This is a genomic window from Streptomyces sp. NPDC107538 (assembly GCF_055657445.1).
This window is the reverse complement of record NZ_JBVKAY010000001.1, coordinates 876318-892594: the sequence shown is the minus strand read 5'-3', so window position 1 is coordinate 892594 and position 16277 is coordinate 876318. Positions and strand designations below refer to the sequence as shown.

The window sequence follows — 16277 nt, the reverse complement described above, 5'->3', positions numbered from 1 at the left end:
CCTCAGACTGTCGCCGTGAGCCGAACCGTGAGCGCGTGGGTGACATCGGGCGGGGACTTCCTCGGGGTCACCGGCCCTTTTCCCGTCGACATCCCGTGGTGGGCCGAGGCCGAGTCCGTGGTGGAGCGGGTGGAGCGGGCGCTCGGGGTGCCCGTGCTCGTGCTGCGGCTGCTGACCGTGGAGGGCGGCGAGGGCGCGCGAGACGGGCATGCGACCTACCACGTGGAGGCGCTGGAGCGTCCCGGGCCCGGAGCGCTGGAGCAACGGCCGGTCGACCGGGCGCTGTTGGACACGGACGACGACACGGACGACGCTCTTCGCCCGCCCTGGGCCCGGGCGGACGGGCTGCGGGAGCTCCTGGACTGGGCCTCGCGGACGCTCGCCGCACTGGGGCGGCCGGTGACGGGACCGGTCGAGCAGCGGCGGACCTGGAACCTGGCGGGCCTCTTCCGGCTGCCCACCGCGCGGGGACCGGTCTGGCTCAAGGCGACACCGCGCTTCGCCACGGACGAGCCCACGGTCATCGCCGCGTTCGCCCGGGTCGACGCCGGCCTCGTGCCGACGGTCCTCGCCGCCGGTGAACGGCGCATGCTGCTGGAGCATCTCCCCGGCGAGGACTGCTGGTCGGCCGACGCCACGACGGTCGAGTCCGGCATACGCCGCTTCACCGCCGCGCAGGCCGCACTGGCCGCCTCGGCCGCGCGGGGCGAGGGACGGCCGCCGGGACTCCGCGACCGCCGGGACCGCGTCCTCGGCGAGAAGGTCCGCGAACTCCTCGACGGACCCGCCGAGTTGGGCATCTCCGAGCAAGAGCGGGCGGCGGTACGGCGGTTGACGGACCGCTGGGAGCGGCTCGCCGACTGCGGGCTCCCCGACACGCTCGTCCACGCCGACTTCCACCCGGGCAACTGGCGCCGCGACGACGGCCCGCCGGTCGTGGTGGACTTCGCCGACGCCCACTGGGGCAACCCCGTCCTGGACTGTCTGCGCCTGTACGACTTCCTCCCCGAGGCGGTACGCCCCACGGCCCTCCGGGTCTGGACCGACTCCTGGAAGACCCACGCCCCGGCGAGCGATCCCGCCCGCGCGCTGGCCCTGGCCGAGCCGCTGGCGCACCTCGCGTACGCCGTGCGCTATCAGGAGTTCCTCGACGGCATCGAGACGTCCGAGCGGCCGTACCACGAAGGGGACCCGGCGGCGGAGATCCGGCGGGCGCTGCGGTGCGCGGCGCACCCGGGTCTCGGCCCCCTGGAGGTGGCGGGAGAGGTGACGGGAGAGGTGGTGGGCTAGATGGACCGCTCCGAAGTACTGCTGATCGGCGGGCGGGCCGGGGTCGGCAAGTCGACCGTGGGCTGGGAGATCTCCGACCGGCTACGGGTGGCCGAGGTCGCGCACGCCGTCGTCGAGGGCGACTTCATGGGGCAGGTGCATCCGGCGCCCGAGGAAGATCCACACCGCGCCGCGATCACCGAACGCAACCTCACGGCCGTCTGGGGCAACTACGCCGCCCTGGGCCACCGGCGGCTCGTCTACACCAACACCCTGAGCGTGCTGACCGAGACGGCGATCGGCTCCGAGCCGGCACGGGAGCCGGCCGGGAGCGCCCGCAAGGCACGCCTGCTGGACGAGCGGGCGCCGGCCGACACCGTCCGGGTCCCGACCGACGGGCGCACGGTCATGGACATCGCGGCGGAGGTGCCGGCCGTCACGGGATGGGTGCCGGACCGGTGAAGAACTTGAAACGTGGGCGGACTGCACTCGCGTTCGAAGGGCACTCGCAGGGTTGCGGGGATCCCGACGACAAGGGGCGGAGTTCAGATGGAGATCGACGGCATCATCAGTGCCATCGTCATCGGCATTGTCATAGGCGTGCTCGGCCGGCTCGTCGTGCCGGGTCGGCAGCGCGTCGGCATCCTGCTGACGATCCTCGTCGGCTTCGTCGCCGCGCTGATCGGCACGGCGATCGCCGCGGGCGTCGGCGTGGCCGACACCGATGGCGTCGACTGGGCCGAGTGGCTCATCCAGATCGCCCTGGCGGCCCTGGGCATCGCGGCACTGGACCGCACACGGGCACGACGCTGAGGGAACTCCGGGCGAGGGTCGGCGAGCGTCCTCGCGGCGGGCCGTAATCGCGTTGCGGGTGAGCATGCCCGGCGGCTAGCGTCGCCGGGCCTCGTCCTGTCTCCGCCGACCAGCCCCGGAGTCCCCTTGCCCTCGCGTGTCACCCGGATCACCCCGCTCACCGATCCCACCGCCGGCCCGTCGAGCCACCGTACGGCCTGGCTGGCGTCCGGGGCGGACGGCGTCCCTCTCGGTACCGCCTTCCTGCGGCTGTTCACCAAGGAGGGGCAGACGCATCTCGCGGAGCTGGACGTCACCGTGCACCCGGCCGAGCGGCGGCAGGGCGTCGGCTCCGCGCTGCTGGACGCGGCGGTCGGCGCGGCGCGTGCGGACGGGCGCCGCGCGGTCGTCGCCCAGACCGAACAGGGCGCCCCCGGCGACGCGTTCCTCACGGCCCACGGCTTCCGCCGCGTGCTGACCCTGACGTACGCCCGGCTCGACCTCGCCGGAGCGGACCCCGACCACTTCACGCGGATCCTCGAACAGCCCCGCCCCGGCTACCACTTGACCGCCTGGACGGGGGTCGTGCCGGCCGAACTCGCGGGCAACTACGCCGCGTCGCGCCGGGCGATGGACGACATGCCGATGGGCGACACCGACTACGGGACGGTGGTCTGGGACGTCGAGCGGGTCGTCGCCGCCGCCGAAGCGGTCGCGCGGCGCGGCGACTCGCTGCACACCGTGGCCGCCGTGCACACGGCGAGCGGCACGATCGTCGGCTTCTCGGAGCTGGTCCTGCCGGGCGACCGCGACGGCACCGACGAGGGCGGGGGCGACGGGCAGCACTACGGCACCGCCGTGCTGCCCGAGCACCGGGGGCACGGACTCGGGCTCTGGATGAAGGCGCGGGCGATCCTCCACGCCCACCGCACGGACCCGGATCTCGCGCTGCTCACCGACACCGCGTCGGAGAACATCCCGATGCGCCAGGTCAACGACGCGCTCGGCTACCGGCCCACGCACACGGCAGTCGAGTACCAGCTCGACCTGTGACACACCCCGCGCGCAGACGGGCAGACGGGCAGACGGGCGGGGGCCTACGGGGCGACGACGTACTCGTACGGCGTGGTCGTCGTGAGCGGTTCGAAGCCCAGACGGGCCAGGATCGGGCGGCTGGTGGCCAGCGCGTCGACCTGGACGTAGCGGTAGCCGCGGTCGGCGGCGACGCGGGCGCGGTGGGCGACCAGGGCCCGGTAGACACCCCGTCCGCGCCAGCCCTCGACGGTGCCACCACCCCACAGTCCGGCGAAACGCGTGCCGGGCAGCAGCTCCATCCGGGCGGCGCTCACCGGTTCGTCGCCGGCGAGGGCCACGACGGCCACGACCGACTCGCTGTCCCCGGTGAGCTGGGCGAGGAGCTGGTGGCGCATCCGGGTGCTGTCCGTGCCGAAGGCCTTCTCATGGACGTCGGCCACCAGGTCCACCCCCGCGCGGTCGGTGACCGGGAGCAGCCGTACGCCCTCCGGGGGCTCGACGTCGAGGGTCAGGTCGGCGACCTCCGCGATCATCAGCGTCTCCTCCGGCGCGGCCGTGAACCCGGCGTCGCGCAGGCGCTGCCCCAGGTCGACGGGGAGATCGTGGCCGTACAGCTTCCACTCGAAGTCGCGCCCGAGACCCGAGAAGTACCGGATCTGCTCGGCGATCGCCGCGTCGGCGCCCGCCTCGTCGAGGTCGGACCAGACGACGCCGCTCCAGCCGTTCTCGAAACCGACCTGGCGCACCACCCCGCCCACGCGCTCGATCCGGGCCCCGGGCCCGTCGGGGCGGGCGCCCTCCCGCATGTCCCGGTCGAACAGTGCCAGCACAGCAGCGTGATCCATGCCGCTCACTCCATCATCAGTCGTTCGCCCTGGCAACGGAATTCACCCGCTTCTCCGCATCGGGAGGTATTCGGGAGCGATTCGGGACCGATTCGGACGACGTAAGGTGCACGTCGCGGAGCGCGGTCGGGCGGTCCCCGAGGAGTTCCAAGGAGGGTGCGGACGGACATGGTGGACGATTCCGAACTGGTGTACCTGCGGCGGTGTGTGGAGCTGGCGACCGAGGCGCTGGAGTCCGGGGACGAGCCGTTCGGTTCGGTCCTGGTCGGCGGGGACGGCACGGTGCTGGCCGAGGACCACAACCGGGTGGCGGGCGGCGACCGCACCCGTCACCCGGAATTCGAACTGGCCCGCTGGTCGGCCGCCCGGCTCGGTCCCGAGGAGCGCGCGGCAGCCACCGTGTACACCTCGGGCGAGCACTGTCCGATGTGCGCGGCCGCCCACGCCTGGGTGGGTCTGGGCCGTATCGTGTACGTCGCCTCCTCCGAGCAACTCGCGTCCTGGCTGGGCGAGTTGGGGGTGCCCGCGCCGCCGGTGCGGACACTGCCCGTGCGGGAGATCGCGCCGGGGGTGACGGTCGAGGGGCCGGTGCCGGAGCTGGTCGGGGAGGTACGGGCGCTGCACCGGCGGTTCCACGCCAAAACCGTCGGCGATGCCGTCGACGACGACTGAGACGGGCGTGTCGGGGCAGGCGGTCCGGGTTCCGTCGTCGCTGCTGTCCGGAGAACTCTCACCGATGTCCGAAGACGTGGTCCAGCACACCCGCCCCGCCCCCGCGGCCCCGCCCGACGGGGAGCGGCCACGGCCGCGGCGGAGCTCGCGGGACCCGTACTTCGACAACGCGAAGTATCTGACCATCGTCCTGGTGGCCTGCGGGCACGCCTGGGAGCCGCTGACGTACGGCAGCCGGGCGGCGACGGCCGCGTATCTGACCGTGTACGCGTTCCACATGCCGGCCTTCGCCTTGATCTCGGGGTACTTCTCGCGGAGCTTCGACATGGCGCCGGGGCGGCTGAAGCGGCTGATGACGGGGGTGGTGCTGCCCTATGTCGTGTTCGAGACGGCGTACACGCTGTTCTACCGGTGGGCGCAGGACGATCCGGGGTATCCGCTGAGCCTGCTGGATCCCTGGTACGTGATGTGGTTCCTGGTCGCGCTGTTCATCTGGCGGCTGACCACGCCGCTGTGGCTGATGCTGCGTCATCCGCTGCCGGTCGCGCTGGGGCTGGCGATGCTGGCGGCGGTCTCACCGGATCTCGGCGGCGATGTCTCCATTCAGCGGGTGCTGGGCTTCCTGCCGTTCTTCGTGCTGGGGCTGACGCTGCGGGGCGAGCACTTCGAGCGGCTGCGCACCCGCCGGGTACGGCTGGGGCTGCTTCCGGTCGGGCTCGGGGCGGTCGGGGCGGCGTACTGGGTGGCGCCGTGGTTCGACGCGGGCTGGTTCTACCACCGGGGCAGCGTCACCGGTCAGGGCGTCTCCCGCTGGGTGGGGCTGCTGACCACGCCCGCCCTGTTCTGTCTGGCCGTGCTGCTGACGGCCTGCTTCCTGGCCTGGGTGCCGCGCCGTCAGCTGTGGTTCACGGCGCTGGGCGCGGGCACGATGTACGGCTATCTACTGCACGGCTTCGTGATCAAGTGGGCGCGGTTCCGGGACTGGTACGCCGCCGAGTGGCTGCACACCCCGCTCGGGCAGCTGGCGGTCACCGCCCTCGCGGTCGGCGGCATCACCCTGCTGTGCACCTCCCCCGTACGGTCCGCGCTCCGCTGTGTCGTCGAGCCGCGCATGGAGTGGGCGTTCAGGAAGGGTGACACCGCCCCGGCCGCCAGGAAGGGAGACAGCCGCGCCCCGGCCGCCGGGACGGGGGACGGTCGCGCCCCGGCCGCCGGGACGGGGGACGGTCGCGCCCCGGCCGCTAGCCGAGCTCCAGAGTCGTGACCCCGAAGACGCGCTCCTCGGCGTACGGCCGGATCGGGCCGGTGTACATCCGGGCCGTCTCGAAGGAGGGCGTCAGCCCGTACTCCTCGGTCAGCGCCACGGCGGTCGTGTTCGGCTCCGGCACGTCGATCGCCAGCTCGCGGCCCGCGGCCTCGGCGGCCAGCCCCGCGAGGAGCGCGCGGGCGTCGGCGGCGGTGTCGGCGAACAGCGGCCCGATCCGCAGGGCGTCCCGGCCCGGACGGATCACCCCGTAGCCGGTGAGCCGCCCGTCGACGATCCGCGCGAGCGCCCGGTGTCCGTCGGCGGTCAGCCAGCGCTCCAGGAAACGGGGCCGGTCGGCCGGGTGGCAGGCACTGTCGTACGCCGCGAGGGCCCCGGCGTCGGCGAGGGGTCGCACACCGTCGGGGACCGCCGTCACGGGGACGACGCCCGAGTACCGGAACGTGCGGTGCGCGGGCTCGAAACCGGACTGCCGGTAGTTGTCCTGCTGTGCGACCACCCCGTCGAGGCCGACCGTGCGGGCGCCGGCGTGCGCGAGCGCGGTCTTCCAGGTGGCGAGGCCGTGGCCCCGGCCGCGCAGCTCGGGGCGGACCAGGTAGAAGCCGAGGAAGGCGTAGGCGTCGCCGTAGGTGACGACGGAGACGGACGAGACGGGTTCGCCGTCGAGCCGGCCGACGAAGAAGCCCTCGGGGTCCTGGGCGAAGAAGCACGCCGGGTCCGAGAGCCCCGGGTTCCAGCCCTCCTCCCCCGCCCATCGGGCGACCACCGCCCAGTCGTCGGGCGTGGCCCGGGTGACGACGAGGTCCTGAGCCCCCGGAGAGGTCATCTCTGCGCTCCTTCACTGAGGTCGCGAGTGCACGGCCGTCGACCGACCGCGGGCACGGTGGTCGGCCGCACCCCGCAGCATCCTCGCCGAACCCCGAGCGCTCCCGCGACGCCGGAAACAGCCGGGAGCAGCCGGAAACGACCGGCACGGGCGGGCGAGGGGGCGCCTGCGGGACGGGCCGGGTGTCGAGCCTGCGGGACGGGCCGGGCGTCGAGCCTGCCCGCCGCCCCGCTCACCGCGTACGGACGAGGCATGCCGACGCCCGGCTCACCGCGTGCGGACGGGGCCCGCTGACACCCCGCTCACCGCGTGCGGACGGAGCCCCGCCGACGCCACACTTCCCGCGTCCGGACGAGGCCCGCCGACACCCCCGCTCACCGCGTACGGACGAGGCCCGCCAACACCCCGCTCGCCGCGTCGGACGGGGTCCCTCCGACGGCCCGCGCCCCGCGTGGGGCCGGTTCGCTCCGGCCGCCCGGTTCACGCGTACGAGGGACACGGCCGCGGACGCTGTACGGCTTACGGCGACGGCGCGGCCACGGACGGGGGCCGGCGTCGGCACCGCAGAGGGTGCGGACGGCGGCCGGCGGCGCGGCGTAGGTTACGGCAGTTCCGGGTGGGGCGCCCGCCCGCGGGCGGGGCCGTGAGGGGCCGCCTATGGTGATCCGGGGGTCGTCGCCGGCCGCCCCGGCCGGGCGTCCCTGGAGGCACGCATGCGGTCCACGCACAGACGGCGCCCGCTCGCCGGAGCCGCGGTCGCGGTGCTGGCCCTGCTGGGGGCCGGGTTGCCGGCCACGGTGGCCGGCGCCGACGGCGACAAGGACGACAGGCAGCCCGACCTGAGCCGCTTCCACCGGCAGACGATCAAGTGGTCGAAGTGCGAGGGCCTGGAGACGCCCAGGGATGTGCGCTGCGGCAAGGTCACCGTGCCGCTCGACTACTCCCGGCCCGAGGCCGGCACCCTCGACCTGGCGGTGGCCCGCGTCCGCGGCACCGGCGACCCGCGCGGCTCGCTGCTGCTGAACTTCGGCGGCCCCGGTGGCCCCGGCGTCCCCGAACTCGCCTACGACGGCGCCGACTTCATGGACCTCACCAAGGGCTACGACCTCGTCTCCTTCGATCCGCGCGGGGTGGGCCGCTCCTCCCCCGTCAGCTGCGGCGACGGCACCGGGGCCGCCCTGGAGGCGACCGACGACGGGGACGACGCGCACGACCCGCGGACCGCGCTGCGGCAGCTGCGGCGGGCCGCCGCCGCGTGCGAGAAGAACTCCGGCCCCGTGCTGCCGCACATCGGCACCCGCGACTCCGCCCGCGACCTGGACGTGCTGCGCGCCGCCCTCGGCGACAAGAAGCTCAACTATCTCGGCTTCTCCTACGGCACCCGGCTGGGCGCGGTGTACGCGGCGCAGTTCCCCGACAAGGTGGGCCGGATGGTCCTCGACGGCGTGGACACCCTGTCCGAGCCGCTGACCGAACAGGGTCTGGTCGGTGCGGCGGGCCAGCAGAGGGCGCTGGAGGACTACCTCGACGCGTGCACCGAGGAGCTGACGTGCCCCTTCGGGCAGGACTCCCGGTCGGCCCGTGAGCAGGTCGTGGCGCTGGTCGACTCCCTCGACGAGTACCCCGTGCCCTCCGACTTCGGGCCGGACTTCACGGGCCAGGACCTGGTGGGCGCCATCGGTCACGCCCTCTACAGCGAACAGATGTGGCCCCTGCTCACCCAGGCGCTCAACATGCTCGTCCACGACGGCGACACCCGGGGCGTCATGGCCCTCAGCGGCGGCGGCTTCGCACCGACGGCCACCCCGTACCGCTCCCCCCTACCGGCCCGTCCGCACGAGCCGTCCGAGCCGTCCGAGCCGTCCGAGCCCACCGCGTCCGGCACGCCGACCCCGCACGCCGGACTCGCCGACGTCGAGGAGATCCCGCCGGACAACTACCCCGCCGCGCTCATGGCGATCAACTGCGCCGACGACCCGGACCGGCCCACCGCCGCGGAGATCACCGAGAACCTGGAGGATCTGCGCGCGACCTACGAGGACGCCTCCCCCGTGTTCGGCCCGTACCGGCTCACCCACGTCCTGATGTGCTACGGCCGGCCCGCGGGCACCGACTTCATCCGCGAGGAGGTCCGGGACCTCGACACCCCGAAGATGCTGCTGGTGGGCACCCGGGGCGACCCGGCCACCCCGTACCGGTGGACCGTGGAGACGGCGAAGCGGCTCGGCTCCTCGGCGGTCGTCCTCGACAACAAGGGCAAGGGGCACACCGGGTACGGCTCGTCGAAGTGCGTGCACGACAAGGTCGACGAGTTCCTGCTGTTCGGGACGCTGCCGGACGACGGAAGTTCCTGCGGCGCCGACGATTGAGCATCAGGCGTGCAACACGGACGCATTCGGTACAACCCCGTACGCATCCCGCTCGTCACATTGGGCAGGCGTCACCTTTGTGCCCGCCGTACCCGTACGTGACCAAAGCTGGGGGATTCCACCGATGCGTATCCGTTCCTTCCTCACCGTCTCGACCGCGGCGACCGCCGGTGCCGCGCTGCTCCTCGCCGCCGCCCCGCAGGGGCTGGCCGCCCAGCCCGCCGCGCAGGCGAAGACCCCGGTCTGCAAGGCCAAGGTCCTCAAGCTGGGCGCCAAGCAGGCGAAGGACACCCGGGTCGTGCACATCAGTGTCAAGAACACCGGTACCCGCACCTGCACGATCGACCGCCTTCCCGTGGTCACCTTCGGCGACCTCGACGGCGCGGCGTTGCCGGTGCCCTCGGGCGAGAGCGGGCCGTACAAGGTCGGCGCGGGGAAGACGGTGTACGCGGCGGTCCGGACGATCGCCGACCTCAAGGACCCCGAGGCCCGTCGCGTCGGCACGATCACCGTGTCCGCCAACCCCAACCTCAACGGGCGTACGTTCAGCGTGAAGCAGCTGGGCGCGACCAAGAAGGTCAAGGTCTGGGAGCCGGTGACGACCTGGTGGAAGCCGTCCAAGGCCGCCGCCGACAAGGCGCTGAAGAAGGAAGTCGGCTGATCTTCAAGGAAGTCGGCTGATCTTCGCGGAGATCACACGGAATCGCGCGCCGGATTACCCCAAATGCCCGGCGCGCGATTCGGTCCTATCGTGAAGTCATGGAGCATGCCCTCAGTCCCGCGACCCTCACCGAACTGCGCCGTCCGCGGCCCTACCCCGCGGTGTCGGTGCTGACGCCGACCCACCGCCGGGAGCCCGAGAACTCCCAGGATCCGGTCCGGCTGCGCAATGTGGTGGCCGAGGCGAAGAAGCGGCTGGAACAGGATCCCGCCGTCACCCGGGAGCGGCGTGCCGACGTCGTCGCCCAGCTGGACCAGGCGCTCGCCGAGGTCGACCTGACGCACGCCGAGGACGGTCTGGTGATCTTCGCGGCGCCCGGCGAGCACCAGGTCTGGTCGCTGGCCCGTCCGGTGCCGGAGCGGGTGGTGCTCGCGGACACCTTCCTCACCCGGAACCTGGTGGCCGCGCGGGCCGCCGAGCGGACGTTCTGGGTGCTCTCGGTCTCCCCCGACCGGGCCACCCTGTGGAGCGGCGGCGCCGGCCGCGTCACCGAGGCGCGCACCGGTGGTTTCCCGCTGACCAGGGAGCGCGGGAACTTCGACGCCGAGCGGCAGGAGCGGATCGGCGACCAGCCGTCCGCCTTCCGCGACGAGGACACCCGGCACTTCCTGCGCGACGCCGACACCGCGCTGGCCCGGGTGCTGCGCGCCCAGCGGCGGCCCCTGTACGTCACCGGGGAGACGGCCGCGCTGTCCCTGCTCGACGAGATCGGCACCGTCACCAGGGACGCCACCCACGTCGCGCACGGCGGGCTCGCGCACGGCACGCCGGACGCCGTGTGGCAGGCGGTCGGGCCGCTGGTCGCCGCCGAGGACCGCAGGAACGCCGACACGGTGGCACGGCGGCTCGAAACGGCACGTGGCCACAAGGCGTTCGCGGCCAGCGTCGACGAGATCTGGCAGAACGCGCAGCAGGGCCGCGTCCAGCTGCTGGCCGTCGAGGAGAACTACCGGACGACCGTCCGCGCCCACGGTGACGGCGCGGGGGCCGGTGCCGGGGCCGGCGGGGGTCACCTCGTCCCGGCGGAGAGCGGTGATCTGGACGTCCGCGAGGACATCGTGGACGAGATCGTCGAGCGCTGCCTGGACACCGGCGCCGAGGTCCGCTTCGTCCCCGACGGCACGCTCGGCGACGCCCGGGGCATCGCGGGGGTCCTGCGGTACTGACTGCCGACCCGATGTCCCGCGCCGTGACGCCGGCCCCGGCTCAGACGTTCCCGAGCAGGGACGTCAGCCCCCGGTCGAGCGCGGGCCCCACGTCCTCTCTCCCGGACGCGACGACGGCGTAGCTGCGCAGCAGGAACCGCTGGAGCGCCGCCTTGTCGAACTTGAGCAGGGCCATGCCGTACGGGGAGTGCAGCTCCACCACCGTGCGGAAGCGGCCGCAGGGCCAGATGTGCACGTCACCGGCTCCCGCCGGGGCGCACACCCCCTCCTCCAGCAGTCCGCGCGAGAAGGTCCACGTCACCATGTCACCGTTCAGCGAGATGTCGGCCGGGAAGTCGAGGTGCACGGCCAGCGGATCGTCGGAGGAATAGCGCAGGCTCGCGGGCACCGGGACCTCCTGGTCCTCGGCGGTGATGAGGAGAGCGCGGGCGGGCTGTTCCAGCGTGACGGTCATCAACGGTCTCCGTTTCGGTGAAGCTCTTCCGAGGGCTTTCGCGCGACGCGGCTCCTTGGATTCACCTCTGTGACCCATGTCACCCGATGGGATTTACATATGCCGCTCTGTGTAATCGCGGAGGCTCGCACATACGCCCCTCGAACAGGGGAATGCTTGACGTGTGGATGGGGTCCGCAGTCCGTCAAGTCACGTACGATTCCTACGACTTGGGCTTTCAGGGCGCGTATCGACTTGCCGGGGAGAACCCCCACAGCGAGGACTCTGGCATATGCCAGAAGCACCGCCGTATCGTGTCTTGCCAAATCCCTTACAGCGCGTCGCGGGCTGTGCAACAGTCGTAATCGGCCCTTACGTCAGCGTTGGTCGTACCGTCCCCCATCGGAGTACGTGATGCCGTCCCCTCTCTCTGCGGATCGTCCCGCCGCCCAGCCGCCCCGACGCGGCACGGTCGACGCGCTCATCTCGCAGACGCGGCGGCTGCTGGGCGACGTGGACGCCGTACGGCGGGACGCACCGGCCGACGGAGCGGACCCCGAGACCCGCTGGCAGCGCGCGCTCTACGACCTGGCCCTGCATCAACTGAGCGATCTGGACGACCACTTGGCCCAGCTGCGGGACGGACCGGCACCGCCGCCGGCCCCCGCGCCCCCGGCCGGCCTCCCCGTCGCCCCGCCCCCCGCCCCCCGGCGCGCCTCCCTGCTCAGCCGGGTCGGCAGCGCCGAGTGGAACCTGCTGACGGACGAGGCCAGCTGGTCCGGCGAGCTGTACCAGATCCTCGGCCGCGACCCCGCCGCTCCCCCGCTCACCCTCGACGAACTGCCGTCGCTGGTGCTCGACGAGGACCGGCCGAAGCTGACGGCGATGGTCACGGACTGTCTGATCGACGCCCAGCGCATCGACGGCGAGTTCCGGATCCTGCTCCCCGACGGCGGGGTGCGCACCGTGCACATGATGGGCGAGCCCGTGCTCGACGACGACGGCGGTACGGCCTCGATGTGGGCCGTCCTGCGGGACGTCAGCGAACTGCGGCGCAGCCAGCGGGCGGAGAGCGAGACCCGTGACTCGCTGCACCGCCAACGGCATGTCGCGCAGACCGAGCACCGGCTCGCGGTCGAGCTGCAGGAAGCCGTGCTGCCGCCGTGGCGCGGCTCCCTGCGGCTCCCGCGACAGGGCCCCGCGAGGCTGGACCTCGCGGCCCACTATCTGCCCTGTTCGACGAGCGCGCTGATCGGCGGCGACTGGTACGACGCCCTCGAACTGCCGGGCGGCGAGAGCCTGTTGAGCGTGGGCGACCTCACCGGGCACGGGGTGACCGTCACCTCGGGCATGGCGATGCTGATCGGCGCGCTGCGCGGCATGGCGACGGCGGGCACCGAACCGGCCCGGCTGATGGCCTGCCTCAACCAGCTGCTGGACGCCACCGTGCAACCGGCCCTGGGCAGCGCCGTCTGCTGCCGCTACCGGCCGGCGACCCGCACCCTCGTGTGGGCGCAGGCGGGACACCCCGCCCCGCTGCTGTTCCGCGACGGGACGGGGCGCGCGCTGACACCGCCGGACGGCGTCCTGCTCGGAGCGACCTCGGGTGCCGTCTACGGGCAGGCCGAAGTCACACTCGAACCGGACGATCTGCTGCTCCTGCACACCGATGGACTGGTCCCCCGGCGCGGCGGAGAGGCAGCCGTGCAGCGGCTGTTGGACCTGGCCCCACGGTTCGGTGAAGCGCGTACGGCCCAGGAATGTGTACGGACGGTGGTGGAGACGTTCGGCGAGACCGAGCGTGCGGACGACGCCTGTGTGCTCGTCGCCAGGGTCAGCGCCTGAGGAACCGCCCCGCCGCCGTCACGCCGGTGCGATGTCGCCCCTGCTCCTCGGCAACTTCGGCATCTTCGGCAGCGGGGACTTCGACTGGGGCTTGGGCAGAGAGAGTTGGATCTCCTCTCGCAGATCCTGGATCTTCGGATAGCCGGCGTACTGACCGGTGAGTCGGTACATCTCACGCAGCCGGTCCCAGGTCCGGTGGGAGGAGTTGGAGCCCATGGCGGCCAGCGCCAGACGGGCGTAGCTCGCCGCCTGCTCCGGGTCGTCGGCGATGAAGGAGGCCGAGGCCATCGACAGATAGTCGAAGATCCTTGACCTCTCCTGCTTGTCGGTCCTGAGGTCCAGCGCCTTCTCCGCGTAGTGCCGGGCGTGCTGGGCCGCCGCCGGTTCATGTTCCGCGAGGGTGCGGTAGGCCAGGGCCTGCATGCCGTACAGATCCGCCTCGTTGAACATCTGCATCCAGCTGGGCGGCGGCACATCGGCCCGGTCGGAGACGAACAGGTCCTCCGCCTGGCCCAGGGTGCGGCGCATGGCCTGCCCCTTGCCCAGGGAGGCCTGCGCCCAGGCCTCGACGGTGTGGAGCATGGCCTTGGTGCGCGGCAGCACCTGCTCGCCCGAGCCGGACTGGGCCAGCTTCATCAGGTCGAGCGCCTCGTCGGGCTTGCCGAGATGCACCAGTTGTCGGGCCGCCCGGGAGAGGGCCTCGCCGGCGCGGGGCCGGTCACCGCCCTCCCGGGCGGCGTGGGCGGCGATGATGAAGTACTTCTGGGCGGTGGGTTCGAGGCCGATGTCGTGCGACATCCAGCCGGCCAGGACGGCGAGGTTGGCGGCGACGCCCCACAGGCGCCGCTGGATACGGTCGGGATGGCGGTAGGAGAGCATGCCTCCCACCTCGTTGAGCTGTCCCACGACAGCCTTGCGTTGCAGCCCGCCGCCGCGGGCCGCGTCCCAGGCCCGGAACACCTCGACCGAGCGCTCCAGTTCCTCGATCTCCTGCGACCCGATGGGGGCGGCCTCGTACCGGTCGAACCCAGCGGGGTCGGCGTGCAGGGGATTGTCGAGGTCGGGGGCGTCGGCCGCGAGGGCCGGATCGGTGTGCAGCCAGTCGTGCATGGCACTGCTGAGTGCGGAGCCCGCGGTGAGCGCGACGCCCGCACCCACCAAGCCGCGTCGGTTGAGCATGAGGTCCATTCCCGTGAATTCGGTGAGGACCGCGGCAGTCCGTTCGGGCGCCCACGGCACGCCGTCGGGATGTTCCACACTCCCGCCGCGTGGCCGTTTCCCCGTACGCCCGTGCCGGACCAGACCGAGGTCCTCGATGGTCACGACACGGCCGAGACGCTCGGTGAACAGCGCCGCCAGCACCCGCGGCACGGGATCGCGCGGGATCTCTCCCATGTCGATCCACCGCCGCACCCGTGAGGTGTCGGTCGCCAGCTGCGGGTGGCCCATGGCCGCCGCCTGCCGGTTGACCAGCCTCGCGAGCTCGCCCTTCGACCAGCCGGCCAGGCCGAACAGGTCTGCGAGTCGGGTGTTGGGTTGTCCGCTCACGTCAAGTCCCCAGGTTCTCGGCTGAGTTGAATGTAGCCCGCTGTCAGTTGCACGGGGACTATTCGCCAGGCTTCGCCAGGGTGCGCTACATGGTGTGCCACGGCCCATCCGGTGTCAGGTAGGAAAGCGCCACCCCGACCCGGTCGCCCCGACGGGCACTCCCCAGGGTGTTCCCGGTACGGCCGGGGCGGGAGGCGCGTGACCTCGTCGGCACACGAAGGGATCTGTCCTCCCCCATGTACGCAGCATCGTCCTCCGTGTCCGCCCCTCCCCGGTCGCTGCACCCCCGCCAGCCGGGCGGCGGCCCCTACCTCGACCCCACGCGTACGGCGGCCCCGGTGCTCAGCGGCCGGACGCGGCGCGTGCCGGGTCTCGGCACCCAACCGCTCAGCGGGAGACTCGACTTGTCCGGCCCCCAGGGCGCCCAACTGCGCACGGCGATCGCCTCGGTGCACCGCATCTGTCCGGAATTCACGCCGGTCCAGGTGCTGCGCCGCAGCGGCCGCTCGGTGCTGCTCGTCGGCACCACAGGGCGAAGTACCGCCGTCGCCAAGTGTTTACTGGATCATTCCTCCATCTGGGAGGACCGGCTGCGGCACGAAATAGCCGCATACCGCTCGTTCGTCCGGCACCGCCCCCCCGTGCGGGCGCCGAGGCTGATCGCGGCGGACCCGGACAACTGCACCCTGGTCATCGAGCGGATGCCGGGCCGGGTGGCCGCCCTGCAGCGGCATCCGGTGGAGGCGCCGCCGCGCGCCGACATCCGGGCGGCGCTCGGCGCGATCTGCCGGCTGAACGCGTGGCGGCCACCGGCCGGCACGTTCGACGCCCCGCTGGACTACGCGGAGCGGATCTCCCGCTTCCATGAGCTGGGCCTGCTCACCGACCGGGACCTGGGCGATCTGCAGAAGCTGCTGCACGGCATCGCCCACGCCGCGGGCCGTCAGGGCATGGGCCAGTTCTGCCACGGCGACGCCCTCCTGTCGAACATCCTGCTCTCACCGGCCGGTCCAGTGCTGGTGGACTGGGAGCACGCGGGCTGGTATCTGCCGGGGTACGACCTGGCGACGCTGTGGGCGGTGCTCGGGGACGCCCCCGTGGCCCGGCGGCAGATCAGCCAGCTGGCGCAGTCGGCGGGCCCGGCCTCGCGGGACGCGTTCCTGGTGAACCTGATGCTCGTCCTGACCCGGGAGATCCGTACCTACGAGACGGCCGTGCAGCGTTCGATGCACGACGCGACCCCAGCGGCACCGGGCCCGGCCCACCCGGCCGCCGCGCCGTCCGGCGAGGAACAGCGACTGCTGCTCAGGCGGCTGCACGACGACTGCCAGTTGGCCCGCAAGGCCGTCCGGGCGGCGGTCGGCACTCGCTGAGGGGAGACGGAGGTCCGCGGCGCGCCCTGGACAGGGGCGCACCGCGGGCCTCCGTCATGTCGGCGGGCAGGTGTCCGGTTGCGGGCAGGACGGCGGGCAGGGCGGGCAATCCCTGGGGA

General features: G+C 72.8%; 15 protein-coding genes. 11 read left to right on the top strand and 4 right to left on the bottom strand.

The genetic code is table 11. The annotated features are described in order from the left end of the window. The first annotated feature begins 15 nt into the window (after window positions 1-15). The 4 genes from ACZ7MG_RS03925 to ACZ7MG_RS03910 all read left to right on the top strand — a co-directional run bounded on the left by ACZ7MG_RS03925 (window position 16) and on the right by ACZ7MG_RS03910 (window position 3114). Window positions 16-1290, top strand: coding sequence for an aminoglycoside phosphotransferase family protein (locus tag ACZ7MG_RS03925; RefSeq protein WP_471392205.1), 1275 nt, complete (start codon window positions 16-18; stop codon window positions 1288-1290). Beyond that, window positions 1291-1731: a hypothetical protein gene (locus tag ACZ7MG_RS03920; protein ID WP_471392202.1), complete on the top strand. Its 441-nt coding sequence runs from the start codon at window positions 1291-1293 to the stop codon at window positions 1729-1731. Between the two features lie 87 nt (window positions 1732-1818). Further along, window positions 1819-2082, top strand: a complete 264-nt coding sequence (locus ACZ7MG_RS03915; RefSeq protein WP_471392199.1) for a GlsB/YeaQ/YmgE family stress response membrane protein — start codon at window positions 1819-1821, stop codon at window positions 2080-2082. A 126-nt stretch (window positions 2083-2208) separates the two neighbouring features. Further along, window positions 2209-3114, top strand: coding sequence for a GNAT family N-acetyltransferase (locus tag ACZ7MG_RS03910; RefSeq protein ID WP_471392197.1), 906 nt, complete (start codon window positions 2209-2211; stop codon window positions 3112-3114). 44 nt (window positions 3115-3158) lie between these two features. Here the strand turns inward: ACZ7MG_RS03910 and ACZ7MG_RS03905 are convergent, their stop codons facing one another. After that, entirely contained in the window at window positions 3159-3941 is a 783-nt protein-coding gene (locus tag ACZ7MG_RS03905; RefSeq protein ID WP_471392194.1) for a GNAT family N-acetyltransferase, read from the bottom strand. 168 nt (window positions 3942-4109) lie between these two features. Here ACZ7MG_RS03905 and ACZ7MG_RS03900 point away from each other — a divergent pair, with 168 nt between their 5' ends. Then, window positions 4110-4613, top strand: a complete 504-nt coding sequence (locus tag ACZ7MG_RS03900; protein WP_471392191.1) for a nucleoside deaminase — start codon at window positions 4110-4112, stop codon at window positions 4611-4613. A 64-nt stretch (window positions 4614-4677) separates the two neighbouring features. Then, window positions 4678-5877: an acyltransferase family protein gene (locus tag ACZ7MG_RS03895; RefSeq protein WP_471392188.1), complete on the top strand. Its 1200-nt coding sequence runs from the start codon at window positions 4678-4680 to the stop codon at window positions 5875-5877. Here ACZ7MG_RS03895 and ACZ7MG_RS03890 read toward each other — a convergent pair. Continuing rightward, window positions 5855-6703: a GNAT family N-acetyltransferase gene (locus ACZ7MG_RS03890; protein WP_471392185.1), complete on the bottom strand. Its 849-nt coding sequence runs from the start codon at window positions 6701-6703 to the stop codon at window positions 5855-5857. The genes ACZ7MG_RS03895 and ACZ7MG_RS03890 overlap by 23 nt on opposite strands. A 713-nt stretch (window positions 6704-7416) precedes the next feature. On the opposite strand from ACZ7MG_RS03890, the gene ACZ7MG_RS03885 reads away from it, so the two are divergent. From ACZ7MG_RS03885 to ACZ7MG_RS03875, 3 genes are all read left to right on the top strand, one after another. Continuing rightward, on the top strand, window positions 7417-9072 hold the full coding sequence (locus ACZ7MG_RS03885) for an alpha/beta hydrolase (RefSeq protein WP_471392182.1): 1656 nt from the start codon (window positions 7417-7419) through the stop codon (window positions 9070-9072). A 124-nt stretch (window positions 9073-9196) separates the two neighbouring features. Continuing rightward, window positions 9197-9733, top strand: coding sequence for a DUF4232 domain-containing protein (locus tag ACZ7MG_RS03880; RefSeq protein ID WP_471392179.1), 537 nt, complete (start codon window positions 9197-9199; stop codon window positions 9731-9733). A 98-nt stretch (window positions 9734-9831) separates the two neighbouring features. After that, a complete protein-coding gene (locus ACZ7MG_RS03875; RefSeq protein ID WP_471392176.1) occupies window positions 9832-10959 on the top strand; it encodes a baeRF3 domain-containing protein in 1128 nt (375 codons plus the stop codon). 40 nt (window positions 10960-10999) lie between these two features. On the opposite strand, the gene ACZ7MG_RS03870 is transcribed toward ACZ7MG_RS03875, so the two are convergent. Then, window positions 11000-11413 (bottom strand): SsgA family sporulation/cell division regulator, encoded by a 414-nt coding sequence (locus ACZ7MG_RS03870; protein ID WP_471392173.1) that lies wholly within the window; start codon window positions 11411-11413, stop codon window positions 11000-11002. Between the two features lie 393 nt (window positions 11414-11806). Here ACZ7MG_RS03870 and ACZ7MG_RS03865 point away from each other — a divergent pair, with 393 nt between their 5' ends. Further along, window positions 11807-13237 carry a PP2C family protein-serine/threonine phosphatase gene (locus ACZ7MG_RS03865; protein ID WP_471392171.1) on the top strand — a complete coding sequence of 477 codons (1431 nt, stop codon included), beginning with the start codon at window positions 11807-11809 and terminating at the stop codon, window positions 13235-13237. A gap of 18 nt (window positions 13238-13255) precedes the next feature. Here ACZ7MG_RS03865 and ACZ7MG_RS03860 read toward each other — a convergent pair whose 3' ends face one another. Next, complete coding sequence (locus ACZ7MG_RS03860; RefSeq protein ID WP_471392168.1) at window positions 13256-14785, bottom strand: DNA-binding protein NsdB; 1530 nt, start codon at window positions 14783-14785, stop codon at window positions 13256-13258. 236 nt (window positions 14786-15021) lie between these two features. Here ACZ7MG_RS03860 and ACZ7MG_RS03855 point away from each other — a divergent pair, with 236 nt between their 5' ends. Further along, window positions 15022-16158, top strand: coding sequence for an aminoglycoside phosphotransferase family protein (locus tag ACZ7MG_RS03855; protein WP_471392165.1), 1137 nt, complete (start codon window positions 15022-15024; stop codon window positions 16156-16158). Window positions 16159-16277 lie beyond the last annotated feature (119 nt).

Bases quoted from the DNA above. Each gene is read 5' to 3' on its own strand.
- ACZ7MG_RS03865 (WP_471392171.1), top strand. From the start codon at position 11,807: ATGCCGTCCCCTCTCTCTGCGGATCGTCCCGCCGCCCAGCCGCCCCGA.
- ACZ7MG_RS03915 (WP_471392199.1), top strand. From the start codon at position 1,819: ATGGAGATCGACGGCATCATCAGTGCCATCGTCATCGGCATTGTCATA.
- ACZ7MG_RS03885 (WP_471392182.1), top strand. From the start codon at position 7,417: ATGCGGTCCACGCACAGACGGCGCCCGCTCGCCGGAGCCGCGGTCGCG.
- ACZ7MG_RS03870 (WP_471392173.1), bottom strand. From the start codon at position 11,413: ATGACCGTCACGCTGGAACAGCCCGCCCGCGCTCTCCTCATCACCGCC.
- ACZ7MG_RS03900 (WP_471392191.1), top strand. From the start codon at position 4,110: ATGGTGGACGATTCCGAACTGGTGTACCTGCGGCGGTGTGTGGAGCTG.
- ACZ7MG_RS03905 (WP_471392194.1), bottom strand. From the start codon at position 3,941: ATGGATCACGCTGCTGTGCTGGCACTGTTCGACCGGGACATGCGGGAG.
- ACZ7MG_RS03855 (WP_471392165.1), top strand. From the start codon at position 15,022: ATGTACGCAGCATCGTCCTCCGTGTCCGCCCCTCCCCGGTCGCTGCAC.
- ACZ7MG_RS03890 (WP_471392185.1), bottom strand. From the start codon at position 6,703: ATGACCTCTCCGGGGGCTCAGGACCTCGTCGTCACCCGGGCCACGCCC.
- ACZ7MG_RS03880 (WP_471392179.1), top strand. From the start codon at position 9,197: ATGCGTATCCGTTCCTTCCTCACCGTCTCGACCGCGGCGACCGCCGGT.
- ACZ7MG_RS03895 (WP_471392188.1), top strand. From the start codon at position 4,678: ATGTCCGAAGACGTGGTCCAGCACACCCGCCCCGCCCCCGCGGCCCCG.
- ACZ7MG_RS03875 (WP_471392176.1), top strand. From the start codon at position 9,832: ATGGAGCATGCCCTCAGTCCCGCGACCCTCACCGAACTGCGCCGTCCG.
- ACZ7MG_RS03920 (WP_471392202.1), top strand. From the start codon at position 1,291: ATGGACCGCTCCGAAGTACTGCTGATCGGCGGGCGGGCCGGGGTCGGC.